Source organism: Mesorhizobium sp. PAMC28654 (assembly GCF_020616515.1).
Lineage (GTDB): Bacteria > Pseudomonadota > Alphaproteobacteria > Rhizobiales > Rhizobiaceae > Mesorhizobium.
The window spans coordinates 3756754-3781037 of record NZ_CP085135.1 but is presented as its reverse complement, the minus strand read 5'-3'; the positions used below and the strand labels follow the sequence as shown (position 1 = coordinate 3781037).

Annotated in this window: 24 protein-coding genes; 14 read left to right on the top strand and 10 right to left on the bottom strand. The window is 63.8% G+C overall.

Features of this window, described 5'->3' with window-relative positions; translation table 11 throughout:
• Positions 1-30 precede the first annotated feature (30 nt).
• Positions 31-798, top strand: coding sequence for a class II aldolase and adducin N-terminal domain-containing protein (locus LGH82_RS18500; protein ID WP_227344115.1), 768 nt, complete (start codon positions 31-33; stop codon positions 796-798).
• A 79-nt stretch (positions 799-877) separates the two neighbouring features.
• Here LGH82_RS18500 and LGH82_RS18495 read toward each other — a convergent pair whose 3' ends face one another.
• Positions 878-1510, bottom strand: coding sequence for an HAD family hydrolase (locus LGH82_RS18495; RefSeq protein ID WP_227344114.1), 633 nt, complete (start codon positions 1508-1510; stop codon positions 878-880).
• Between the two features lie 280 nt (positions 1511-1790).
• Here LGH82_RS18495 and LGH82_RS18490 point away from each other — a divergent pair, with 280 nt between their 5' ends.
• Entirely contained in the window at positions 1791-2750 is a 960-nt protein-coding gene (locus LGH82_RS18490) for a sugar-binding transcriptional regulator (RefSeq protein WP_227344113.1), read from the top strand.
• Positions 2751-2771: 21 nt separating this feature from the next.
• Here LGH82_RS18490 and LGH82_RS18485 read toward each other — a convergent pair whose 3' ends face one another.
• Complete coding sequence (locus LGH82_RS18485; protein ID WP_227349631.1) at positions 2772-2957, bottom strand: hypothetical protein; 186 nt, start codon at positions 2955-2957, stop codon at positions 2772-2774.
• Between the two features lie 110 nt (positions 2958-3067).
• Here LGH82_RS18485 and gcvA point away from each other — a divergent pair, with 110 nt between their 5' ends.
• From gcvA to LGH82_RS18440, 9 genes are all read left to right on the top strand, one after another.
• A complete protein-coding gene (gene gcvA / locus LGH82_RS18480; protein WP_227344112.1) occupies positions 3068-3973 on the top strand; it encodes a transcriptional regulator GcvA in 906 nt (301 codons plus the stop codon).
• Positions 3974-4195: 222 nt separating this feature from the next.
• Positions 4196-5506: an ABC transporter substrate-binding protein gene (locus LGH82_RS18475; RefSeq protein WP_227344111.1), complete on the top strand. Its 1311-nt coding sequence runs from the start codon at positions 4196-4198 to the stop codon at positions 5504-5506.
• Between the two features lie 121 nt (positions 5507-5627).
• The gene (locus tag LGH82_RS18470; protein ID WP_227344110.1) at positions 5628-6500 is read left to right on the top strand and encodes a carbohydrate ABC transporter permease; all 873 of its coding nucleotides are present in this window, start codon (positions 5628-5630) and stop codon (positions 6498-6500) included.
• An 11-nt stretch (positions 6501-6511) separates the two neighbouring features.
• Positions 6512-7336, top strand: coding sequence for a carbohydrate ABC transporter permease (locus LGH82_RS18465; protein WP_227344109.1), 825 nt, complete (start codon positions 6512-6514; stop codon positions 7334-7336).
• A 48-nt stretch (positions 7337-7384) separates the two neighbouring features.
• Positions 7385-8389, top strand: a complete 1005-nt coding sequence (locus LGH82_RS18460) for an ABC transporter ATP-binding protein (RefSeq protein WP_227344108.1) — start codon at positions 7385-7387, stop codon at positions 8387-8389.
• A complete protein-coding gene (locus tag LGH82_RS18455; protein WP_227344107.1) occupies positions 8386-9156 on the top strand; it encodes an L-iditol 2-dehydrogenase in 771 nt (256 codons plus the stop codon). Before LGH82_RS18460 ends, LGH82_RS18455 begins: the two co-directional genes overlap by 4 nt.
• 143 nt (positions 9157-9299) lie before the next feature.
• Positions 9300-10778 carry a mannitol dehydrogenase family protein gene (locus LGH82_RS18450; protein ID WP_227344106.1) on the top strand — a complete coding sequence of 493 codons (1479 nt, stop codon included), beginning with the start codon at positions 9300-9302 and terminating at the stop codon, positions 10776-10778.
• Between the two features lie 15 nt (positions 10779-10793).
• A complete protein-coding gene (locus tag LGH82_RS18445) occupies positions 10794-11477 on the top strand; it encodes an HAD family hydrolase (RefSeq protein WP_227344105.1) in 684 nt (227 codons plus the stop codon).
• Complete coding sequence (locus LGH82_RS18440) at positions 11474-13060, top strand: FGGY-family carbohydrate kinase (protein WP_227344104.1); 1587 nt, start codon at positions 11474-11476, stop codon at positions 13058-13060. The genes LGH82_RS18445 and LGH82_RS18440 overlap by 4 nt, the downstream gene beginning before the upstream one ends.
• 36 nt (positions 13061-13096) lie before the next feature.
• On the opposite strand, the gene LGH82_RS18435 is transcribed toward LGH82_RS18440, so the two are convergent.
• The 8 genes from LGH82_RS18435 to LGH82_RS18400 form a co-directional block, all read right to left on the bottom strand.
• Positions 13097-14875, bottom strand: coding sequence for an ABC transporter ATP-binding protein (locus LGH82_RS18435; RefSeq protein WP_227344103.1), 1779 nt, complete (start codon positions 14873-14875; stop codon positions 13097-13099).
• 214 nt (positions 14876-15089) lie between these two features.
• Entirely contained in the window at positions 15090-16034 is a 945-nt protein-coding gene (locus tag LGH82_RS18430) for an acetamidase/formamidase family protein (RefSeq protein ID WP_227344102.1), read from the bottom strand.
• Entirely contained in the window at positions 16024-17619 is a 1596-nt protein-coding gene (locus LGH82_RS18425; protein WP_413771471.1) for an ABC transporter substrate-binding protein, read from the bottom strand. The genes LGH82_RS18430 and LGH82_RS18425 overlap by 11 nt, the downstream gene beginning before the upstream one ends.
• A gap of 83 nt (positions 17620-17702) precedes the next feature.
• A complete protein-coding gene (locus LGH82_RS18420; protein ID WP_227344100.1) occupies positions 17703-18623 on the bottom strand; it encodes an ABC transporter permease in 921 nt (306 codons plus the stop codon).
• Positions 18620-19528 (bottom strand): ABC transporter permease, encoded by a 909-nt coding sequence (locus LGH82_RS18415; RefSeq protein WP_413771371.1) that lies wholly within the window; start codon positions 19526-19528, stop codon positions 18620-18622. Before LGH82_RS18415 ends, LGH82_RS18420 begins: the two co-directional genes overlap by 4 nt.
• Positions 19506-20102: an ANTAR domain-containing response regulator gene (locus LGH82_RS18410; protein WP_227344099.1), complete on the bottom strand. Its 597-nt coding sequence runs from the start codon at positions 20100-20102 to the stop codon at positions 19506-19508. The genes LGH82_RS18415 and LGH82_RS18410 overlap by 23 nt, the downstream gene beginning before the upstream one ends.
• Positions 20099-21193: a transporter substrate-binding protein gene (locus LGH82_RS18405; protein ID WP_227344098.1), complete on the bottom strand. Its 1095-nt coding sequence runs from the start codon at positions 21191-21193 to the stop codon at positions 20099-20101. The genes LGH82_RS18410 and LGH82_RS18405 overlap by 4 nt, the downstream gene beginning before the upstream one ends.
• A gap of 150 nt (positions 21194-21343) precedes the next feature.
• Positions 21344-21508: a hypothetical protein gene (locus LGH82_RS18400; RefSeq protein ID WP_227344097.1), complete on the bottom strand. Its 165-nt coding sequence runs from the start codon at positions 21506-21508 to the stop codon at positions 21344-21346.
• 65 nt (positions 21509-21573) lie between these two features.
• Here LGH82_RS18400 and LGH82_RS18395 point away from each other — a divergent pair, with 65 nt between their 5' ends.
• From LGH82_RS18395 to LGH82_RS18385, 3 genes are all read left to right on the top strand, one after another.
• Positions 21574-22428: a MetQ/NlpA family lipoprotein gene (locus LGH82_RS18395; protein WP_227344096.1), complete on the top strand. Its 855-nt coding sequence runs from the start codon at positions 21574-21576 to the stop codon at positions 22426-22428.
• Positions 22429-22517: 89 nt separating this feature from the next.
• Positions 22518-23615: a methionine ABC transporter ATP-binding protein gene (locus LGH82_RS18390; protein WP_227344095.1), complete on the top strand. Its 1098-nt coding sequence runs from the start codon at positions 22518-22520 to the stop codon at positions 23613-23615.
• Positions 23596-24252: a methionine ABC transporter permease gene (locus LGH82_RS18385; protein WP_227344094.1), complete on the top strand. Its 657-nt coding sequence runs from the start codon at positions 23596-23598 to the stop codon at positions 24250-24252. The genes LGH82_RS18390 and LGH82_RS18385 overlap by 20 nt, the downstream gene beginning before the upstream one ends.
• The last annotated feature ends 32 nt before the right edge of the window (positions 24253-24284 follow it).

The window sequence follows — 24284 nt, the reverse complement described above, 5'->3', positions numbered from 1 at the left end:
CATCCTCGGGTCTTTCACGGAGTATTCTCGATGAGCATCGCGCGCCTGCAGAAGGAAAAGCTGACCAACCTGCCATTCTACGAGGAGCGCGTCGATCTCGCCGCCGCCTTCCGCTGGACGGCGCGGCTCAACATGCACGAGGCGGTGGCCAATCACTTCTCACTGGCGGTCAACGAGGACGGAACGCAGTTCCTGATGAATCCCAACCAGGCGCATTTCTCGCGCATCAAGGCGAGCGATCTGCTGTTGATCGACGCCAACGACCCGGACACGCTTTCCGGCCCCAATGCGCCTGACCCGACGGCCTGGGGCCTGCATGGTGCCATCCATCGCAATGTGCCCCATGCGCGCTGCGTCATGCATGTGCACTCGATCCACGCCACGGTGCTGGCCTCGCTGGCCGATTCGACACTGCCGCCGATCGATCAGAATTCAGCGATGTTCTTCAACCGCCATGTCGTCGATTCGCACTATGGCGGGTTGGCCTTCGAGGAAGAAGGCGAGCGCTGCTCGCAGCTTTTCGCCGATCCGAAGGACAAGGTCATGATCATGGGCAACCATGGCGTGCTGGTCATCGGCGACACGGTCGCCGACGCCTTCAACCGCATGTTCTATTTCGAGCGTGCCGCCGAAACCTACATCAAGGCGCTGTGGACGGGCCGTCCGCTGCGCGTGCTGTCGGATGCGATCGCCGAAAAGGCCGCGAAGGAAATGGATGACTATCCCGGCCAGGCCGACCGGCATCTTTCCGAACTCAAGGCGATCCTCGACGAGCAGGAGCCGGTCTACCGGAACTGAAAATTCTCCCTTCTCCCCGTTTACGGGGAGAAGGTGCCGGCAGGCGGATGAGGGGCGGCACCGACGTGGGCGGGTTTCTTCAGAGTCCTAATTGCTTCCGCAATTCTTCAGCGCTGTTGATGGCGATGGCGCCGGGCGGGCCTGCCATCGGTGCTTCCGGCCAGAAGATCGTCTTCATCCCCGCGGCCAGCCCGGCCATGGCGCCCGTCCAGCTGTCGTCGACGGCGACCGCTTGCGAAGGGTCGACGTCCGCCAGCCAGGCGGCGCGCAGGAAGGGCTCCGGATGCGGCTTGCCTTCGCGCACATCGTTGCGGCTGACCGTCTTCATGCCGGGATAGCTCAGGCCGACCACGCGCAGATTGGCGTCGACGACCAGGCGGTCGGAATTGGACACCACCGCCTGCGCCACGCCAAGCGCGCGCAACTCGTTGAAGATCTCGATCGCGCCGGGGCGCGGCTTCAGCGTCGCGGTCAGCGGCAGATAGTGATCGTATTTTCGGCTGATCCATTCGTCGAACGGTACGTCCAGCCCGAACTCGTCGCGCAGCATCTCGTAGACGGGCCATGCGGCGACGCCGAGCACCCGCTGATGCAGGTCGGCCGGCGGCGCGACGCCGGCGTTTCGCAGTGCCGCGATCAGCGCCGCCTCGTGCAGCGGCTCGCTGTCGACCAGCGTTCCGTCCATGTCCCAGAAAACCGCTTTCGGCGTCATGCTAGATTCCTCTTTGCGATTCCCTTAATGCATGTCGCCCAAAAGTGCTCGCGGTTTTGAAATGACGACATGCACAAAAATGCAGGTCCGTGTCGCGAGATAAACCGCCGGGGGCCGCCCATGCGGTTCTTTCCTCCCTCTCTGGAATGGTTGCCAGGATACCAATGCTCCATCGACAATGTCAGGCAATTGCCCTGCTGATTGGCAATTGCGCGCCGGTGAATTCCCTGCGAGACTATGGCTCCGCCTGGATGTTAGGCGGGCTCTCTGGAGGCAGGACTTGAATTCCCGGCAGGACGGCGGCAGCAACAGGTTGGACGACGCGGCGCGCGCGGGCTGGCTTTATTATGTTGCCGGCAACACGCAGGACCAGATTGCCTCCACGCTCGGCATTTCTCGGCAGACGGCGCAGCGCCTGGTGTCGCTGGCCGTCTCGGAAGGCCTGATCAAGGTCCGCGTCGACCACCCGATCGCCAATTGCCTCGACCTCTCGGCCCGGCTGAAATCGCGCTTCGCGCTCGATCTGGTCGAGGTGGTGCCCAGCGACCCTTCCTCGTCCTCCACCACGATCGGCATCGCCGAGGCGGCTGCCGCCGAGATCGAGCGACGCTTGCGCTCGCCGACCCCGATCGTCATGGCGATCGGCACCGGCCGCACGCTGAAGGCAGCGATCGAGCAATTGCCGCCGATGGAGTGCCCGCAGCACAAGGTGGTGTCGCTGACCGGCAACATTTCGCCGGACGGCTCGGCCGCTTTCTACAACGTCATCTTCACCATGGCCGACAGGGTCAAGGCACGGTCCTTCCCGATGCCCTTGCCCGTCATCGCCTCCTCGCCGGAAGAGCGCGAGATGCTGCTCAACCAGTCGATGATCCAGCCGACGCTGGCGCTCGCCGCCGAGGCTGATGTCACATTCGTCGGCATCGGCGATCTTGGCCCCAAGGCGCCGCTATATGAGGACGGGTTCATATCGGAAAGTGAGTTGAAGGCACTGCAGAAGGCGGGCGGCGTCGGCGAAATCGTCGGCTGGGTGTTCGATCGCGATGGCCGTATGATCGACGGCATCACCAACGACCGCGTGTCGTCGGCGGCGCTGCCATCACGCGAGAAGTCGCTTGTCATAGCGCTTGCCATGGGCGAGCGGAAACTGCCGGGCATCCTCGCGGCCGTGAACCGGCGGCTGGTCAACGGCCTCATCACCGACGAGCGGACCGCCGCCGCGCTGCTGGCGGCCGGCTGATCCGGCATAAAGCCAGCGAGGCTATTTGTGCCGCCCGAAAGGGTCGTTGCCATCGAGGAAACCCAGGTCACGCTGCAGATGCGGTGACAGGTCCCGGATGTCGAGATGCACGCGTTTTCTGATCGCGAACCAGCCAAATCCATCCGTGATCCACGAAATCCAGCGATGATCCGGAGCGGGAGTGCACTTCTGCCGAGCCATGGTCATGATCGTCAACCTTCGCTATCCTGAACCCGAATGACGGGTTGATGCTGAATGTCGGTCCTGTCGACCGCCTTTGCCAATCGAACGTCGATAACGACCCATAAGGAGGTTTTATGCCTGACCTCGGCTGGCGACAGGCTTCGCAACTCCCTCCGCTGCAAGCGATCAGGGTGTTTGAAGCGGTCGCGCGGCATCTCTCCTTCACCAAGGCCGCTGGCGAACTCGGCATGACGCAGGCGGCGGTCAGCTATCAGATCAAGGTGTTGGAGGAGCGCGTCGGCGCGCCGCTGTTCCTGCGCCGGCCGCGACAGATCGCGCTGACCGAGGCTGGACAGCGGCTGGCGCCCGCCGTCAGCGAGGCCTTCGCCATTCTTGGCCAGGCCTATGCCGCGGCGCGCGGCGGGGCCGATGGGTTGCTGTGCGTCACCACGGTGCTGACATTCGCCTCGAACTGGCTGGCGCATCGGCTAGGTTCGTTCCAGATCGCGCATCCAGCACTTGCCGTGCGGCTGGAGACGTCGAGCCGCCTGACCGATTTCGCCCGCGAGGATGTCGATATCGCCATTCGCTCAGGCGGCGGCAACTGGCCTGGCCTTGAAGCGCACAAGCTGCTTGACGCCGATTTCACGCCAATGCTGAGCCCGAAGCTCGCGGCGAGCATCGGCGGCGTCAACGAGCCCGCCGATCTCCTGCGATTGCCGATCCTCGACCCCGGCGACATCTGGTGGAGGGAGTGGTTTGCCACCGCCGGTGTCCATGCGCACGACCTTGCCAGCCGGCCCGGCAGCAGCATGGGCGCGCAAGCCTATGAGGCCAATGCGGCAATTGCCGGCCATGGCGTGGCGATCCTGACTAGGGCGCTGTTCAAGAACGAGCTTGCCGACGGCCGCCTGTTCCAGCCCTTCGATCTGGTCGGCGACGATGGCCACGCCTATTGGCTGGTCTATCCCGAAGCACGACGCAACGTGCCGAAGATCCGCGCCTTCCGAGACTGGGTGCTGGCCGAGATCGCCTGCTGACAAGTTGCCTTCGGCCGGCCAGCTTTGGTCCGGCAAGCCCGCACGATCATTCCTTGCCGTTCTGTAACGGGACGAACTCGCATCATCCTGTCCTTCTACCGTCCTTTGTTCGACGCTGCGTGCTGCGCTGCAGCATCGAATCCGGCTTGACATAATTCATGGCAGGTGAGTAATTGCTCAAAGCCAAGGCAAATGCTCATCTTGGTCCATGGGAGGAATTTGATGAAACTTCGCACGCTCATCCTGGGCTTGTGCTCGACCAGCGCACTCGCGTTCGCCGCACATGCCGAATCCATCACCATCGCCACCGTCAACAATGGCGACATGGTCCGCATGCAGAAGCTGACCGACGACTTCACCAAGGCTAACCCCGACATCCAGCTCCAGTGGGTCACGCTCGAAGAGAACGTGCTGCGCGAGCGCGTCACTACCGACATCGCCACCAAGGGCGGCCAGTACGACGTGATGACCATCGGCACTTATGAAGTACCGATCTGGGCCAAGCAGAGCTGGCTGTTGCCGCTCGACAAGCTCGGCGACGACTACGACGCCAAGGACATCATCCCGGCCATCGCCGGCGGCCTTTCGGTCGACGGCAAGCTCTATGCCGCGCCCTTCTACGGCGAGAGCTCCTTCGTCATGTACCGCAAGGATTTGATGGACAAGGCGGGCCTGAAGATGCCCGACGCGCCGACCTGGGATTTCATCCGCCAGGCCGCCGACAAGATGACCGACCGCGCCAACGGCGTGAACGGCGTCTGCCTGCGCGGCAAGGCCGGCTGGGGCGAGAACATGGCCTTCCTGACGGCGATGTCGAACTCCTTCGGCGCGCGCTGGTTCGACGAGAACTGGAAGCCCCAGTTCGATCAGCCCGAGTGGAAGAAGACGCTGCAGTTCTATGTCGACCTGATGAAGGCCGACGGTCCTGAGGGCGCATCGTCCAACGGCTTCAACGAGAACCTGGCGCTGTTCCAGCAGGGCAAGTGCGGCATGTGGATCGACGCTACCGTCGCCGCGTCCTTCGTCTCCGACCCCAAGAACTCCACCGTCGCCGACAAGGTCGGCTATGCCCTGGCGCCCGATAATGGGCTGGGCAAGCGCGGCAACTGGCTGTGGGCATGGTCGCTGGCCATTCCCGCCGGCACCAAGAAGGCCGACGCCGCCGAGAAGTTCGTGTCCTGGGCGACCAGCAAGCACTACGCTGATCTCGTCGCTTCGAAGGAAGGCTGGGCCAATGCTCCTCCCGGCACGCGTTCCTCGCTCTACGCCAACCCCGACTACCAGAAGGCGGCGCCGTTCGCCAAGATGACGCTGGACTCGATCAACGCGGCCGATCCGACGCATCCGACCGTCAAGCCGGTGCCCTATGTCGGCGTCCAGTTCGTCGCCATCCCTGAATTCCAGGGTCTAGGCACGACCGTCGGCCAGCTCTTCTCGGCGGCTCTCGCCGGCCAGTCGAGCGTCGACGATGCGCTCAAGCAGGCCCAGGACGTCGCCACCTCGACGATGACCGAAGGCGGTTATATCAAGTAAGGCTCCTCCCGGTGCCGAATGCCGGTCGCATATCATGACCGGCAACGGCCGCCCGAGTCCCAGTTCGGGCGGCCGCTTTTACAACTCAGAAAATTCAGTCTGACCTTGAAGGGTGACCGTCATGGCTACTCAGCAGACCCGTTCGCTTGCCCGTTTCATGATGGCGCCATCCGTCGTGCTGCTTCTGGTCTGGATGGTTGTTCCGCTTGCATTCACGCTGTGGTTCTCCTTCCAGCAGTACAATCCGCTGAACCCGATCCGTGACGGCTTCGTTGGCTTCTCCAACTACGCGCTTTTCTACTCCAACCCGGCGTTCCTGCAGTCGATCCTCAACACGCTCACCATCGTCGTCAGCGTGCTACTGATCACGGTGATCGGTGGCACCCTGCTGGCGCTGCTGCTTGATCAGCCGATCTGGGGACAGGGGATCGTGCGCATCCTCGTCATCTCGCCGTTCTTCGTCATGCCGCCGGTGGCCGCATTGGTCTGGAAGAACATGATCATGCACCCGCAATACGGCGTCTTTGCCGATATTGCGCGCTTCTTCGGGGCTCAGCCGATCGACTGGTTCGGGCAGTATCCGCTCACCGCGATCATCATCATCGTCGCCTGGCAGTGGCTGCCGTTCGCGACGCTGATCCTTCTGACCGCCCTCCAGTCGCTCGACGGCGAGCAGAAGGAGGCCGCCGAGATGGATGGCGCCGGCTTTGTCAGCCGCTTCATCTATCTGACGCTGCCGCACATGTCGCGCGCCATTACCGTCGTCATCCTGATCCAGACGATCTTCCTTCTGTCGGTCTACGCAGAAATCCTCGTCACCACCAATGGTGGCCCGGGTTACGCCTCCACCAACCTGCCCTTCCTCGTCTACCAGAAGGCCTTGCTGGAGTTCAAAATCGGCCAGGCATCCGCCGGCGGCATCATCGCCGTCATCCTCGCCAACATCGTCGCCTTCTTCGCCATGCGCGCCGTCGGCAAGAACCTGGACAAGTAAGGGAGGAAATCATGGCACGCTCCGTCACCACCCAACACAAGACGATTGCGACCGCGGCCGCCTGGATCGTCGCGCTGCTGATCTTCTTCCCGATCCTCTATACGATCATCACCTCGTTCAAGTCGGAGCAGGAGGCCATCCAGGGCTTCAGCCTGATCCCGTCGGGGACGTTCGAGAGCTATTCCGAGGTCCAGGCGCAAAGCGGCTACTTCAAGTTCTTCCTCAACTCGGTGATCCTCTCGGTCGGCTCGACCATCATTGCCTTGCTGGTCGCGATACCGGCGGCATGGTCGATGGCGTTCTCGCCGACCAAGCGGACCAAGGACATCCTGATGTGGATGCTGTCCACCAAGATGATGCCGGCGGTCGCCGTGCTGTTCCCGATCTACCTGATCTTCCGCAACCTCGGACTGCTGGATTCCCGCATCGGCCTGATGATCATGCTGATGCTGATCAACCTGCCGATCGTGGTGTGGATGCTCTACACCTACTTCCGCGAAATCCCCGGCGAGATTTTGGAAGCGGCACGCATGGACGGCGCATCACTGTGGAACGAGATCATCTATGTGCTGACGCCGATGGCGGTGCCCGGCATCGCCTCGACCATGCTGCTCAACATCATCCTGGCCTGGAACGAGGCGTTCTGGACGATCCGGCTGACCACCACCGATGCCGCTCCGCTCACCGCCTTCATCAGTTCGTTCTCCAGCCCTCAGGGGTTGTTCTGGGCCAAGCTTTCGGCGGCCTCGACGCTGGCCATCGCCCCGATCCTGATCATGGGCTGGTTCAGCCAGAAGCAGCTGGTGCGCGGCCTGACATTTGGCGCCGTGAAGTAACGCTACGAGCAAAAAGACGACGGACAATAACCCCTCGGGGAGGAAACCATGGGAAACATCACGCTCAAGAACGTCTCCAAGTCCTTCGGGGCGACATCGATCATCCCCGGCCTCGACCTGGTGATCGAGAACGGTGAGTTCGTCGTCTTCGTCGGTCCGTCGGGCTGCGGCAAGTCCACGCTGCTGCGGTTGATCGCGGGCCTGGAGGACACCAGCGGCGGCACCATCAATATCGATGGCCGCGACGTCACCGGCGAAGCGCCGGCCAAGCGTAAGCTTGCCATGGTGTTCCAGTCCTACGCGCTCTATCCGCACATGACGGTGGCCAAGAACATCGGCTTCCCGCTGAAGATGGCTGGCGAGGACAAGGCCACCATCGACAGGAAGGTGGGAGACGCGGCGCGTGTGCTCAACCTTACCAACTACCTCGAACGCCGGCCCGGCCAGCTTTCCGGCGGCCAGCGCCAGCGCGTCGCCATCGGTCGTGCCATTGTGCGTCAGCCGACTGCCTTCCTGTTCGACGAGCCGCTATCCAACCTCGATGCCGCCCTGCGCGGCACCATGCGGCTGGAAATCAGCGAACTCCACCATCAGCTCAAGACCACCATGATCTATGTGACCCACGACCAGGTCGAGGCCATGACCATGGCCGACAAGATCGTGGTGCTGAACGCCGGCAACATCGAACAGGTCGGCTCGCCGATGGAACTCTACAAGACCCCGAAGAACCTGTTCGTCGCCGGCTTCATAGGCTCGCCGAAGATGAACCTGATCGAGGGCGCGCCCGCCGCCAAATATGGCGTCAAGACCATCGGCATCCGTCCCGAGCATATGCAGATTTCGACGACGGCCGGGGACTGGAAAGCCGTCGTTGGCGTCGCCGAGCATCTCGGCTCCGACACTTTCCTTCACGTCCAGGCAGACGGTGTCGGCCCGCTGACGGTGCGTGCCGATGGCGAACTCGCCGTTCATCACGGCGACACGATCTATCTGACGCCCGACAAGGCCAAGCTGCATCGCTTCGGCCCCGACGGCAAGGCGATAGCGCAGTGAGGCTGAAGGGCAAATCGGCGCTGGTCACGGGATCGGCACGCGGGATCGGCAGGGCCTTCGCCGAATGCTATGTCCGTGAAGGCGCCATTGTCGCCATTGCCGACATCAATCTGGAAGCTGCCGAGAAGACTGCCGCCGAGATCGGCGACAAGGCCTACGCCGTGAAACTCGATGTCACAGACTTGGCTTCGATCGAGGCGGCGGTAAAGGCTGTCGAGGAAAAGACCGGTGGGCTGGATATATTGATCAACAATGCCGCCCTGTTCGATCTGGCGCCGATCGTCGAGATCACCAAGGCAAGCTACGACAAGTTGTTCTCCGTCAATGTCGCCGGCACGCTGTTCATGCTGCAGGCGGCAAGCCGCTCGATGATCGCGCGGGGCAAGGGCGGCAGGATCATCAACATGGCAAGCCAGGCCGGACGGCGTGGCGAGGCGCTGGTCGGGGTCTATTGCGCCACCAAGGCCGCCGTCATCTCGCTCACTCAGTCGGCGGGGCTCGACCTGATCAAGCATCGCATCAACGTCAACGCCATCGCGCCGGGCGTGGTCGATGGCGAACACTGGGATCACGTCGATTCCCTGTTCGCCAAATACGAGAACCGGCCCAGGGGCGAGAAGAAAAAGCTTGTCGGCGAGGCGGTGCCTTACGGCCGCATGGGCACGGCGCGGGACCTCACAGGCATGGCGGTTTTTCTCGCCAGCGAGGACGCCGAATACATCGTCGCCCAGACCTACAATGTTGATGGCGGCCAGTGGATGAGCTGAGGGGGATGGCCTCTGTTCTCCGTTCCTCCGCGAGGAGCAGAGGCCGCTATCAAAATGAAAGGCCGCACTGACCTTGGAAGGTGTGGCGCCCCGACCTTGTTCCCATGAACGAAGGCCGTAGCCCGGCCAAAAGGGTAAAGCAGATGACCGTGAAACTCTCCTCCTCCAATCTCTCCAGGCTACCCGCCAAGGTCGCTGGTCCGAAATACGACCGCTCCGCGTTGAAGGCCGGCATCGTGCATTTCGGCGTCGGCAATTTCCATCGCTCGCACCAGGCTGTCTATCTCGACGATCTGTTCAATTCAGGCATCGGCCACGATTGGGCGCTGATCGGCGCCGGTGTCTTCGAGGGCGAGAAGATCGGTCGCGTCAAGCTGGAAGAGCAGGATTGGCTGACCACCGTGGTCGAGCAGGATAGCGGCCATATGAGCGCCCGTGTTACCGGCGCGATGATCGATTTCCTGACGCCTGGCGATGCATCGGCGATCATCGAACGCCTTGCCGATCCGGCGATCAAGATCGTCTCGCTGACCATCACCGAGGGCGGCTATTTCATCGACCCGGCCTCCGGCGTTTTCAACCCGACCCATCCCGATATCGTCGCGGACGCGCAGCCAGGGGCGACGCCGAAGACGGTGTTCGGCATCATCCTCGCCGGGTTGGTGCGCCGTCGCGACGAAGGCACCGTGCCGTTCACCGTGATGTCGTGCGACAACATTCCCCACAACGGCCACGTCACATCCGCCGGCGTCATCGGCCTTGCCTGGCTGATCGATGGGGATCTGGCGAAATGGGTCAGCGACAAGGTCGCCTTTCCCAATGGCATGGTCGACCGTATCACACCGGCGACCACTGACCGCGAGCGCGGCATACTGGCCGCGGATTTCGGGCTGGAGGACAACTGGCCGGTCTTCTGCGAGCCCTTCCGGCAATGGGTGCTGGAAGACCATTTCACCGCAGGGCGACCGGCGCTGGAGAAGGTCGGGGTGCAGTTCGTCAAGAATGTCGCGCCTTACGAGCTGATGAAGATCCGCATCCTCAATGGCGGCCACGCGACCATCGCCTATCCCGCCGGTCTGATGGACATCCACTTCGTCCACGAGGCGATGCAGGAACCGCTGGTCAGCGGCTTCCTGGCCAAGCTCGAGCGGGAGGAAATCATCCCGACCGTGCCGCCGGTGCCGGACACCGTTCTGGAGGAGTACTACCAGCTGATCGAAAGCCGGTTCTCCAATCCCAAGATCGGCGACACTGTGCGCCGGCTGTGCCTCGACGGTTCCAACCGCCAGCCGAAGTTCATCATCCCGACCATCGCCGACAGGCTGAAGGCGGGAAAAGGCGTCGCCGGCCTGGCGCTGGAATCAGCGTTGTGGTGCCGCTACTGCTTCGGCACGACGGATAGCGGCGCCATCATCGAACCCAACGACCCGAGCTGGGACCGGCTGCAGGCTACGGCAAAAGCGGCGAAGGATACGCCGGCCGCGTGGCTTGCCATGGAGGACATTTATGGCGACGTCGGCCGCTCGACAGCCTTCGCGCAAGCCTTCGCCCATGCGCTCGGCGTCCTTTGGTCGAACGGCGCCCGCGCCACGCTGACGCGTTATCTCGCCGGCCAGCTCTGAGAACCATTCCAGGCCATGGCGCCCGAACTGGTCATCTTCGACTGCGACGGCGTGCTGGTGGACAGCGAAGGGCTCTCCGTCTCCGCCCTGCTCGGCATGATCAAGCTAGCCGGCGGCACCATGGACGAGGATACCGCCTACGAGCATTTCCTCGGCAAGAGCATGAAGAGCGTCCGAGAGATCCTCGGCCGCGACTTCGGGCTTGATATCACCGACACGCAGCTGACCGAGATGCGCGTCGAGCTGATGCGCAGGTTTCGCGAGGAGCTGAAGCCGGTGGCTGGCGTCAGCGAGATGCTGCCGAAGCTCTCCGTGCCTCGTTGCGTTGCCTCTTCAGGCACGCTCGACCGCATCCGCTATGCGCTTGACGTCACGGGGCTGCTCGGCCTGCTGGAACCACACCTGTTCAGCGCCGCCATGGTGACGCGGGGCAAGCCGGCCCCGGATCTCTTCCTTCACGCCGCCACGGCCATGGGGGTCAAACCTGAAAACTGCCTCGTCATCGAGGACAGTCCGGCGGGTGTCGAGGCGGCGCGGGCCGCAAGTATGCACGTCTTCGCCTTCACCGGCGGCTCGCATGCCGGCAACCCGGCGCTCAAAGCACGGCTTGCGTCGATGCAACCGGACTTTATATTCGCTGACATGCTGCAATTGCCCGATATCATTGCAGGCCTGGGAGCGAGAGTTAGAGCATCTTGACGAAACAGTTCGTTTGCGCGGTCGATGTCGGCACCGGGAGCGCCCGCGCGGGCATTCTCGATACAACTGGCACCTTGCTCGGCCGCGCCGAACATCCGATCGCCATGAACCAGCCAAAGCCGGATCACGCCGAGCATGATTCTCGCGATATCTGGTCGGCGGTCTGTACCGCCGCGCGTGCTGCCCGGGCCAAGGCAGGCGTCGCCGCCGAGGATGTCGTCGGCATCTCATTCGACGCCACCTGCTCGCTGGTCGTGCGTGACCGGCAAGGCGGCCAGCTCAGCGTGTCCGTCACCGGCGACAGGCGCTGGGACACCATCGTCTGGCTTGACCATCGTGCCATTGCCGAGGCCGACGAATGCACGACAAGCGGCCACGCCGTGCTCGATTATATCGGCGGCGTCATGTCGCCGGAAATGGCGACGCCGAAGCTGATGTGGCTGAAGCGAAACCTGCCGGAAACGTGGAATGAAGCCGGCTACCTATTCGACCTCGCAGACTTCCTCACCTGGCAGGCGACCGGCTCGCTCGCCAGATCGCAATGCACGCTGACGGCCAAATGGACCTATCTCGCGCATGAAGAAACCGCATGGCGGCGGGACTTCTTCGACATCGTCGGTCTCGACGATCTTTTCGAGCACGGCAACCTGCCGGAAAAGGCCAGCCCAGTCGGCGCCGATATTGGGCCGCTGACCGCGCGGGCGGCAGCGGAGCTTGGGCTGACCGAAAAATGCCGGGTCGGCGCCGGGGTCATCGATGCCTATGCCGGCGCGCTTGGCGTGCTCGGTGGTTTTGCCGGCGATGAACAGAACATCGGCCGGCATCTGGCGCTGATCGCCGGCACGTCGAGCTGCGTCATGGCGATGTCGCCCGATCCGCAGCCTTTCGCCGGCGTGTGGGGTCCTTACTATGGCGCGGCATTGCCGAAGCTGTGGCTGTCGGAAGGCGGCCAGTCCGCCACCGGCGCCCTGCTCGACCACATCATCCGCTGGCACGGCGCCGGCGGCGAGCCGGACGCCGCCATGCATGCCAAGATCGCACGGCGCGTCGCGGAGTTGCGCGCCACTGAAGGTGAGAACCTTGCCGCGAGGTTGCACGTGCTGCCGGATTTCCATGGCAACCGTTCGCCGCTCGCCGACCCGCATGCCGTCGGCGTGGTCAGCGGGCTGACGCTGGATGCCTCCTTCGACAGCCTGTGCAAGCTCTACTGGCGCACCGCCGTCGGCATCGCGCTCGGCGTGCGCCATGTGCTGGAGGCACTGAACGAGAACGGCTATTTGATCGACACGCTGCATGTCACCGGCGGCCACACCAAGAACCCGCTGTTGATGGAACTCTATGCCGATGCCACAGGCTGCACGGTGATCGAGCCGCTGGCCGACGAGGCGGTGCTGCTCGGCACCGGCATGGTCGCCGCCACCGCCGCCGGGCTGTTCCCCGATCTCAACGCCGCCTGTCTTGCCATGCAGCAGGGCGGCAAGGAGCGCGCGTCAAACCCGGCCTCTGGCCCGCGCTTCGACCGCGACTACCGGATTTTCCTGGAGATGCACCGGCAAAGACAGATGCTGGACGCGATCAGGTAGGCAAAGAGGCAGAGCAGGGCCGTCACTTGGCGGACCTCAATTCCCGGCGGCGACGAGATGCCCGTTGCCGACATCCTGCAGGGCCAGCTTCATCGGCGCTTCGCCGATCTTGCGGGTGGTGCTCGGTATCTCCTGCTCGAGGCGCGCGAAGCGGCTCCTTCGCCTTGCCGGATCGGGCACCGGCACTGCTTCGATCAGGCGCCTTGTATAGGGGTGGCGCGGGTTGGAAAAGACCTGGTCGCGCGTGCCCATCTCGACGATCTGGCCGAGATACATGACGGCAACGCGGTCAGAAATGTTCTCGACCACCGCCATGTCGTGCGAGATGAACAGATAGGCGACGCCGAACTCGCGCTGCAGCTCCTTCAAAAGGTCGAGCACCCGCGCCTGCACGGACACGTCGAGCGCCGAGACGCTCTCGTCGGCGATGATCAGTTTCGGCCGCAGGGCGAGCGCACGCGCTATGCAGACGCGCTGGCGCTGGCCGCCCGAGAACTCGTGCGGATAGAGTTCCATCTGGTCGGTCGTCAGGCCGACGCGTTCGAACAGCGCTGCCACGCGCTGGCTGCGCTGTTCCTTCGAGGCGATGCCGTGGATCACCAGCGGCTCGGCGACGAGGTCGCCGACGCGCATGCGTGGGTCGAGCGAGGCGAAGGGGTCCTGAAAAATCATCTGCACGTCGCGGCGCACCGCCTTACGCTCGTCGCGGCCAAGGCCCGACAGGTTGCGCCCGCCAACGACGATGTCGCCGCTGTAAGGCACCAGCCCGGCAAGCGCCTTGGCGGTGGTCGACTTGCCGCAGCCGGATTCGCCGACCAGCGCCAGCGTCTCGTTGGGCGCGATCGAAAAATTGATACCTTCGACGGCGTGGACGCGGCGGTTGACCCTGCCGAAGAAGCCGCCATGCAGGTCGAAGCGGACATGCAGGTCTTTTACCTCGGCGACATTCGCCGATGCCGCTGCTTCGGTGTCCCTGGACGCCTGCCGGCCGACGCCTGCGCCGATGCGCGGCACGGCCGCCAGCAATTCCCTGGTGTAGGCAGCCTGCGGTCGCGCGAAAATGTCGGCGGCCTTTCCTTCCTCGACCATGCGGCCATGCCGCATGATGATGACACGGTCGGCCATTTCGGCGACCACGCCCATGTCGTGGGTGATAAGGATGACGCTGGTGCCACGCTCGCGCTGCAGGTCGCGCAACAGCTCCAGCACCTCGCCTTGCACGGTGACGTCGAGCGCCGTCGTCGGCTCATCGGCGATCAGCACGTCGGGCTCGAGCGCCAGCGCCATGGCGATCATCACGCGCTGGCGCATGCCGCCGGACAGTTCGTGCGGAAACTGCTTTAGCCGACTTTCGGCTTCCGAGATGCGCACCGCTTTCAGCGCCTCGATGGCGCGCTTGCGCGCCTCGGCCGGCGACAGGCTGGTATGCGCCTCGATGGATTCGGTGAGCTGGCGACCGATCGACAACACCGGGTTCAGCGATGTCATCGGCTCCTGGAAGATCATGGCGATGCGGTCGCCGCGAATGCGCCGCATCTGGCGCTCGTTGCGACCAGTCAGCTCGCTATCGCCCAGGTCCTTGTCGTGAAGTCGGATCGTCCCGGCGGAGATGCGGGCCGCCGGTTGCGGCAGCAGCTGCATGATCGCCAGCGCCGTCATCGATTTGCCGGAGCCGGATTCTCCGGCAATGCAAAGCGTCTCGCCGCGCGAAAGCCGCAGCGAGAGGTTGGACACGACCTCGCGCTCGCCATCCTCGCCGCGCACGCTGACGCAGAGGTTGGCGATATCGAGAATGGGCTTTGTTTCGCTGGTCATCGCGTGCGCAGCCTTGCGAGGGATTTATTCCGTCGCGCCCCCCTCTGGCCTGCCGGCCATCTCCCCCTCAAGGGGGGAGATCGGACTGCGCGCAGGATTTCGCCAATCCCTAGCGTTGCAATGGGGGAAACCGGCCTCGGTGACGGCCGATCTCCCCCCTTGAGGGGGAGATGTCCGGCAGGACAGAGGGGGGTCCCTTGGCGCTGACGCGAAATCATTCAAACACGCAGCGCGGGAAGTAGAATGAGACGACCCAGTTCGGCATGTCGACGATCTCGCTGATGCGCAGATCGCCGCACACCGAAGCCAGCATATAGGCCTCGACGGGATCGATCTGGTACCGGCCGGCAAGCAGGTCGACCATCTGGGCGACCGCTTCCTTGGCGCCCGACATCAGGTCCGGCCCGATACCGGTCGTCACCTCATAGCCCTTGGCGTCGAGATGGCGTGTCACCGGTCCGGGCGTGGTGAAGCGCGGCGTCTTCAGCCTGGCATCCTTGACCAGGTCGAGCTTGAGCACGACGTCCATCGGGCTCTCGATCGCCGTGCCGCACACCTCGCCGTCGCCCTGCGCGGCATGCGTGTCGCCGACGGAAAACAACGCGCCCGCCACTTCCACCGGCAGGTAAAGCGTGGTGCCGGCGGCGAGATCGCGGATGTCGAGATTGCCGCCGACACGCCGGGGCGGCACCACCGAATGATGGCCCTTTTCAGCCGGCGCATTGCCGATGGTGCCGGCAAAAGGCTTCAGCGGCACGCGGCCTTGTCTGCCGAACAAAGCCGGCTCCAGTGAGGCCGCGTCATATTTCCAGATGTTCAGCGCCGGTTCCTTGAAGTCGTCGGCGAGCAGGCCGAACCCCGGAATGTTCGCCGTCCAGCCGAAGCCGGACGGTTTGAACATCTCGATCGTCACCTTCAGCGCATCGCCGGGCTCCGCACCGTCGACGAAGATCGGCCCGGTCACCGGATTGATCCTAGCGAAGTCGAGCTTGGCGATGTCGCCGACCGTGCTGTCCGGCGTCAACTGGCCGCCTGACGAATCGAGGCACTGGAACTCGATGGTCGAGCCGGGCGCCACCTTCTCGGCCGGGACAAAGGAATTGTCCCAGCCGAAATGATGATGGCGCCCGTGGATGGTATAATCGCAGTTATTGCACATCTTTTACGTACACATTGTCATAGTTGATCGGGATGTGGACCGGGTCGACATAGAGGTTGTCGGCACCACCCATGCGCGCGGATTTCATGGTGAAGCGCTGTTCGTTGAAGACCGGCGCCCAGGGGGCGTCCGCCATCACCTTTTCGTAGATCGCGCTCCACATCTTGTCGCGCTCGCCGGCCTTGGCGGGATCGACCACGGCGTCGGCCTCGGCCGCCTTGGCGTCAAGGTCCTTGTTGCAATACCACGACCAGTTCCAGCCACCCGGAACAGCGCCCGCGCAGCCGAGGATCGGGCCGTAGAAGTTCGACGGATCCGGGAAGTCGGCGATCCAGGCCATGCCGCCGGACCAGATCATCGGCGCGCCGGCCTTGTCGCCACCAGCGGCAATGACATTGGCCTGCGCCAGCGACTGGATACTGGCCTTGATGCCGATCGCCGCCAGATCCTGTTGGATGGCCTGGGCGATGCGCGGGTTGGGGTCGGTGTTCATGACGAACAACTGCGTCTCGAAGCCATCGGGGTGGCCGGCCTCGGCGAGCAATGCCTTGGCCTTGGCCACGTCATAGGGATAGCCCTTGAATTCCTTGTCATAGCCCGGCATCGACGGAGGCAGCGGCTGGTTGGCCGGCACCGCGCGGTTGTTGATGATCTGGACGACGCGCGCCTTGTTGATCGCCATGTTGACGGCCTGGCGCACCTTCACATTGTCGAAGGGCGCCATAGTGGTGTTCATGGTGACATAGCCGGTGTGCAGCTGGCCGCCCTCGACGACGCGGGCCTTCTGCTCGGGATCAGCCATGACTTCCTGGAACTTGGCCGGCGGAATGCCATCGCCGGGCACGTCGATCTCGCCCTTCTGCAGGCGCAGCAGCGCCACGATCGGCTCCTGGCCGATCTCGAAGGTGATCTTGTCGAGATGCGGCAGGCCCTTGTGCCAATAGTCCGCGTTGCGCTCGAAGACGATGCGCTGTCCGAGCGTCCATTCGGCGAGCTTGAAGGCGCCAGTGCCGACCGGATGCTTGCCGAAATCGGCGCCGTATTTCTCGACCTCTTCCTTCGGCACGACATGCGAGAAGTTGATGGCCATGACATGCAGGAAGGTGGCGTCGGGACGGGTCAGTTCGAACTTGACCGTATAGGGATCGACGACGGTGACGCCGGAGAGGCTTGTCGCCTTGCCGGCGGCGACATCGTCATAGCCCTTGATCGAACCGAAGAAGCCGGCGCCGGGGCTCTGCGTCTTCGGATTGGTGACGCGGTCGAGCGAATATTTCACGTCGTCGGCGGTCATCTCGCGGCCATTGTGGAATTTCACCCCATGGCGCAGCTTGAAGGTGAAGGTCTTGCCGTCGGGCGAGATGTCATAGCTTTCGGCGAGATCGGGCTTCAGGTTGGTGGTGCCCGGCTCATAGTCCATCAGCCCGTCGAACAGGCTCTTGATCATCGACCAGTTCTGCCAGTCATAGCCGATCGCCGGGTCGAGGGTCGCGACATCGTCCTTGTAGGTGATGGTGATGGCGCCGCCCTGCTTGGCGTTGGGGTCAATGGTGTCCTCGGCGCGAACGCTTGTCATGCCAAGCATCAGCGCCAGCGCCGATGCCGCCACGGTGGAGGCCAGAAACTTCTTCATTTTATGTTCCCTTTCTTTGGCTTGTTTTCTTGGTTTCATCTGAGCTTGATACGGGGATCGATGAAGGGCGTGATGACGTCGGCCAGGAGATTGCCGAGCACGATGGCGCAGGCAGAAACCAGCGTGACGCCCATGATGATTGGAATGTCGACGCGCTGGATGGCCTGCCAGGCGAGCTGGCCGATGCCGGGCCAGCCGAACACGCTTTCGACCACCACGATGCCGCCCATGAAGATGCCGATGTCGATGCCGATCATGGCGATCACCGGCAGGATGGCGTTGGGCAAAGCGTGGCGGAAGAGGATGGCACGGCGTGCCAGGCCCTTGGCGCGCGCGGTGCGCACATAATCCTGCCGGAGCACGTCGATCATCGACGAGCGCATCATGCGCGCGTACCAGCCGGCGCCGAGGATGCCCATCGTCAGCGAAGGCAGCACCAGATGGCGCCAGGTGCCGTAGCCGCCGATCGGAAACCAGCCGAGCCGCACCGCGAACACGTAGAGCAGCAGCAGGCCGACGACGAATTGCGGCGCCGAGACGCCGACGAAGGAGGCTACCATCAGCGACTGGTCGGTGGCGGTGCCGCGCTTGACGGCGGCAATGAGGCCCATGGTCAGGCCGATCGCCAGCTCGCACAGGATCGCGCCAACCATCAGAAGCAGGCTCGCCGGCAGCCGCGAGACGATCAGCTCGGTAACCTGCGAACGCTGGATGTAGGAACGGCCGAGGTCGCCGCTGAGCAGGCGGGTCAGATAGTGCCAGTACTGGACGACGAAAGGCTGGTCGAGGCCGAGCTGGCGGCGGATATTCTCGACTGTCTCGGGCGTGGCGCTGCGGCCGGCGATCTGCCTGACCGGATCGGCGGGCAGCAGATAGAGCAGCGCGAATGTGATCAGCGAGACGCCGAGCAGGATCAGAGCCGACTGGATGATGCGGCGGCCAAGATAGGCGATCATGCCCGGCCTCTTTGTGTCGGGTCGAGGATGTCGCGCAGCGCATCGCCGATCAGGTTGAAGGCCAGCGCCAGCGCCAGGATCGCGGCACCCGGGAAGAACACCAGCCAGGGCGCTGCCTGGAAATAGGTCTGGTTCTCGAAGATGATGTTGCCCCAGGAAGCGGTCGGCGGCTGCACGCCGATGCCGAGGAAGGAGAGCGTCGCTTCCAAAAGCACCGTGGTCGAGATGCCGAGCGTGCCCCAGACGATGATCGTCGGCAGCAGATGCGGCAGGATGTGGCGAAACAGGATGCGCGGCGCGCTGGCGCCGATGGTGCGTTCGGCGTCGATGAACTCGCGCTCGGACAAGGAACTGGTCTCGGTGTAGATGACGCGCGCGGTCTGCACCCAGTTCACCAGCGCGATGACCATGGCGACGATCCACAGGCTCGGCTGGAACACCGCCGCGAGGCAAATCGCCAGCAGCAGTGCCGGAAAGGCCATCATCAGGTCGGTGAAGCGCATCAGCACGCTGCCGATCCAGCCGCGGAAATAGCCGGCGGTGACGCCGACCAGCGTGCCGATCAGCAGTGCCACGCCGTTGGCGACGACGCCGATGATCAGCGACGTGCGCGCGCCGTAGAGGATGCGGGTCAGCAGGTCACGACCGAGCAGGTCCGTGCCCAGCCAGAAATGGGCGCTCGGCGGTAGTGGCGAGCCCTCGATGGTCAGGCCGTCGAACATCTGCTCATTGGGATCGTAGCCGGTCAGCCATGGCGCCAGGATCGCGCCGCCCACCACGATGGCGACGATCACCAGGCCGATCAGCGCCAGCGGACGCTGGAACAGCCGACGCCAGACGCCGGCGCGTGGCTTGCCTGGCATGCGCGCGGTTGCCGGAAGATCAGGCGCGATGGGATTGGTCATCGTCACCTTCTTCGGTCATCGCCACGATGCGCCGCGCGGCCTCCTCGATGCTGATCTGCCAGCTCATCGCCAGCGAACGCAGCTGTGCGTAGGCACGGCCATCTTCCGCTCCCTTTGACAGCGCCTCGACCGCGCGCACGATGGTCTGTCGCTCGGCGACACGCTGGCGAAGCGATGCAATCTCGCTGGCCAGGTGTTTGCGCGCTTCAAAGCTCTGGCGCGCGATCAGCAGCGCGCTGTAGACGCCGGCAGTGCCGACGGGCTTCAAAAGCTGTGCGTCGGCCTTGTGCGACAGCGCCCATTCGATACGGCCAGGCGCTTCCGAACCGATCAGCGCCACCAGCGGCATCTGCGCTTCGCCCGGCCTCCAGGGAAACTGTTCGTCGAAGCCGAGATCGGCATCGAAGAAGACGAAATCGGCGGCCAGCGCCTCGGCCGGCAGTTCCGGCCAGCAGTCCACCGTGATCAGGCCGATGGCCGACAATTGCCGGGTGATCGCCTGCACTGTCGGATGCGGACGATGCATGACGAACGCCCTGGCGCCGCCCAGATTGGGAATGCGTGTCCTGGTCACGACACCACCCTCAGGCGCGGGCGGCCGAATGTCTTGGCGGGGTCGTAGCGTGACAGATAGGGATCCGGCGCGACCTCGTCCTCGCGGCTGACGACCTCGAAGAACCCGTCCGCGATCCGTCCGATGATCACCGGCAGCGTCGCGTGCTGGGTGTGGGCGTCGATGGCGATCGGTCCGAGCCGGGTGGAGAAGCGCCGTTCGGCGAAAGCTTTTGAAAACTCGGCCGGACCGGCGTCGGGGTCGCGGGAGAGCACGTCCGCCATCACTTGCACGGACGCATAGGCGGACGCCTCGAAGGAGGAGGCGAACGCGGCCGGTCGCGGCGCGAAATATGGCCCGACCGACAAATGCCCCTTCCCCGATTCGCCGATAGCCGGCAGCTCGCCCTCGGTGAGATTACAGGAGATGACCGGGCAGGTTTCGGGGCCGAAGGCCGCATCCTCGCCCGCCAGCTCGCGATAAGCGGCCAGGAAGGCATAGGAGGAGGTGCCGATCAGGTTGTTGAGGATGAAGTTCGGCCGCGTGGCGCGGATTTCAGCGATCAGCCGCGACACGTCGGTCTCGCCGATGCGCAGATAGCGTTCGCCCAGCACCTTGCCGCCGGCATCCGCGATCAGGTCGCGCGCCACGCGGTTCATCTCCCAGCCCCAGATATAGTTCGAGCCAAGCAGGAAGCCGTTGGCGCCGAAGCGCGGCACGACATGGGCCATCAGCGGCACCAGGTGCTGGTTGGGGCAGGCGTGCATGTAGACGACATGCTCGTTGGCCTCGAACCCTTCATAGGGGCAGGCGTACCAGAGCATGCCGCCGGCCTTCTCCAGCACGGGGATCGTTTCCTTGCGGCTCCAGGAGGTGACGCAGCCGACCACATGACGCGCGCTGCTCGTCTTGAAGATATCCTCGCAGAGCGTTGCGTAGCGATCGGCATTGCTTTGCGGATCGCGCTCGACCGGCACCAGCTCGATGCCATGGCCGCGGTCGGCGTTGATGTCGGCGATCGCGCGCATCGCGCCCATGCGGCACGCATCCGACACGAGCTGATAGCTGCCCGAGCGGGAATAAAGGATGCCGATCTCGATACGCCGTTTCAAACTGGTCCCCAAAATGAACAATGCCCCGCAGCCGCCGCCGCGAAGGGCGAGGCATACGAGGCATCCTTGCCGCCCGGCAATCAGAGCCGGTATTTTCGATCAAGCCGCTATTTAAATCAAAGCGCGAGGCGCTCCGAAAACTTTATTCCATTAGCCTATTCGGAACATCCGGCCAGTCAAGCGGTAAAGTGCCGCGCCCTGCGGCAGGCCCATGAAACCGTCCTGTGCTCCCGATGCAGGAATCTTTGAGAGAATATTCCCGGCTTTGGCCGTGGCAGGGAAACGGTATTCTTTGATAAAATCGATAGAGTTCATGATGATGTGATCAAGCCTGAGCAATCCGCTTGGCTACCAAGACTTCACACCTGCAGAGATCAATCATGTCCGACTTCAGAAACACTTTGCCCTCTCTCCTTACGTCAGCTTTCAATCGGCGCACTGGTCTTGCGGTTCTATTGGCCTCTGTCGTCGCGATCGGCAGCCTGGCTGCGCCCAAGGCCTCGTTCGCCGAGGACAAGAAGGCGATCAAGGTCGGCATCATCAGCGGCGAGGACGAGGATGTGTGGCGCGTTGTTACCGCGCAGGCGGCCGAAAAGGGCCTCACGATCGAGACCGTGGTGTTCAACGACTACACCCAGCCCAACGAGGCGCTGGAGCGCGGCGAGATCGACGCCAACGCCTTCCAGCACCAGCCCTATCTCGACAACCAGATCAAGACGCAAGGCTATCATATCGTGCGCGTCGGCTATACCGGCGTCTGGCCAATCGGCCTCTACTCCAAGAAGTTTACGAAGATCGCCGACCTGCCCGAGGGCGCGGTCATCGGCGTGCCCAACGATCCGTCCAATGAAGGCCGGGCGCTGCGCGTGCTGCAGAATGAAGGCGTGATCAAACTGAAGGACGGCACCGGCATTCTCGCCACCATCGCCGACATCGCAGAGAACGCCAAGAAAGTCGTGATCAAGGAGTTGGACGCCGGCATCGTCGGACGCTCGGTCGAGGATCTCGACGCCGCCGTGGTCAACACCGACTGGGCGCTGAAAAGCGGGCTGACGCCGGAAAACCGCATCGCGCAGGAGCCCATCGCCGACAATCCGTACCGCAATTTCATCGCGGTGAAGGCCGGCAACGAGAACGAAGCCTGGGTGAAGACGCTGGTCGCTTCGTACCAGAACGACGCGGTCAAGGCCGAGTTCGACAAGGTCTACAAGGGTACCGGCCTCAGCGCCTATTGAGGCTGAACGCCCGATTTGGAAGCAATAGCGGTCCGCGCTCAGGCGCGGGCCGCAATTGTGTTTCGGAAGGGCTGAGAACAGGAACGCGCATGAACCAGCACAACATGGCATCCGTGGAGACCATCGATCCGACCAAAGCCAGGCCCGACGCGTCTCAGGACGTGGTGCGCCTTGTCGACCTAAAGCGCCGCTTCGGCGCCACGGCGGCACTGGACGGCGTCTCGCTGACGGTGCGCAAGGGCGAGATCCTCGGCATCATCGGCCGCAGCGGCGCCGGCAAATCGACGCTGATCCGCTGCCTGAACGGTCTGGAACGGCCCGATTCCGGTGAAGTCTTCATCGAAGGCCGCGAGATCAGCCGGCTCGGCGAGCGCGACCTGCAGCCGCTGCGGCGGCGCATCGGCATGATCTTCCAGCATTTCAACCTGCTGTCGGCCAAGACCGTCGAGGACAATGTGGCGCTGCCGCTGAAGATCGAAGGCCGTCCGAAAGCCGAGCGGCTGGCGCGTGCGGCCGAACTGCTCGACCTTGTCGGCCTGTCGGAGAAGGCCAAGGCATATCCGGCATCGCTGTCGGGCGGCCAGAAGCAGCGTGTCGGCATCGCCCGGGCGCTTGCGGCGCGCCCGGCGCTGCTGCTGTCGGACGAAGCCACCTCGGCGCTCGACCCGGAAACGACGCGCTCTATCCTCGCCTTGCTCAAGGACATCAACAGGCGGCTTGGCCTGACCATCCTGCTGATCACCCATGAGATGGAGGTGATCCGCTCGATCGCCGACCGTGTGGCGGTGATCGATGCCGGGCGCATCGTCGAGGAGGGGCCCGTCTGGTCGGTCTTTGCCGATCCGCGTTCAGGCATCACAAAGAGTCTGCTCGGTACCATCCGGCCGCAACTGCCGGCCGAGCTGTCTGCACGGCTGCTGCCTTCGGCGGGCACCGATACCATCCTGCGCGTCGACGTGGCTGGCGAGGCCGCGCGAGGTCCATTGCTCTCGGATCTCGCGGCAATCGTCCCTGGTCCGTTCCGCCTCGTCCATGGCGGCATCGACCATATCCAGCAGCAGCCCGTCGGAACGCTGTTTCTCTCTGTCCCCGGCGCCGATGCAAGGCATCTCGCCGAAGTGATCACATTCCTGAAGTCCCGCCAGGCGCGGGTGGAGGTTCTTGGCCATGTCGCCGGTTCTGTTTGAGCTCCTGCTGCGTTCGATCTGGGAAACAATCCTGATGACGGCCGCGTCCGGCCTCATCTCGCTGGTGTTCGGCCTGCCGCTCGGCCTGGCCTTGATCGCCACCGAACGCGGCGGCATCGCCGAAAGCCCGTGGGTGAACCGCGCGCTGGGCGCCGTCATCAACGGCTTCCGCTCCGTGCCCTTCATCATCCTGCTGGTGGCGCTGATCCCGGTGACGCGGCTGATCGTCGGCACCTCGATCGGCACCTGGGCGGCTATCGTACCGCTGTCGATTGCCGCCACGCCCTATTATGCACGCATCGCTGAAGTGTCACTGCGCGAGGTCGACCACGGCTTGATCGAGGCCGCACGCGCCATGGGCGGTAACCGCTGGACGATCATCCGCGAGGTGCTGGTGCCCGAAGCCCTGCCCGGCATCGTCGCCGGCTTCACGGTGACCCTGGTGACGCTGATCGGCGCGTCGGCCATGGCCGGCGCCATCGGCGCCGGCGGGCTCGGCGACCTCGCCATCCGCTACGGCTATCAGCGTTTCGAGACGTCGGTCATGGTCGCCGTGGTCATCGTCCTGATCATCCTGGTCTGCGGCATCCAGTGGGTGGGTGACCGGCTGGTGGCGAGGCTGGATCGGAGGGGATGAGCCGGCTGAACATTTGAGATTGGGCGGGCCTC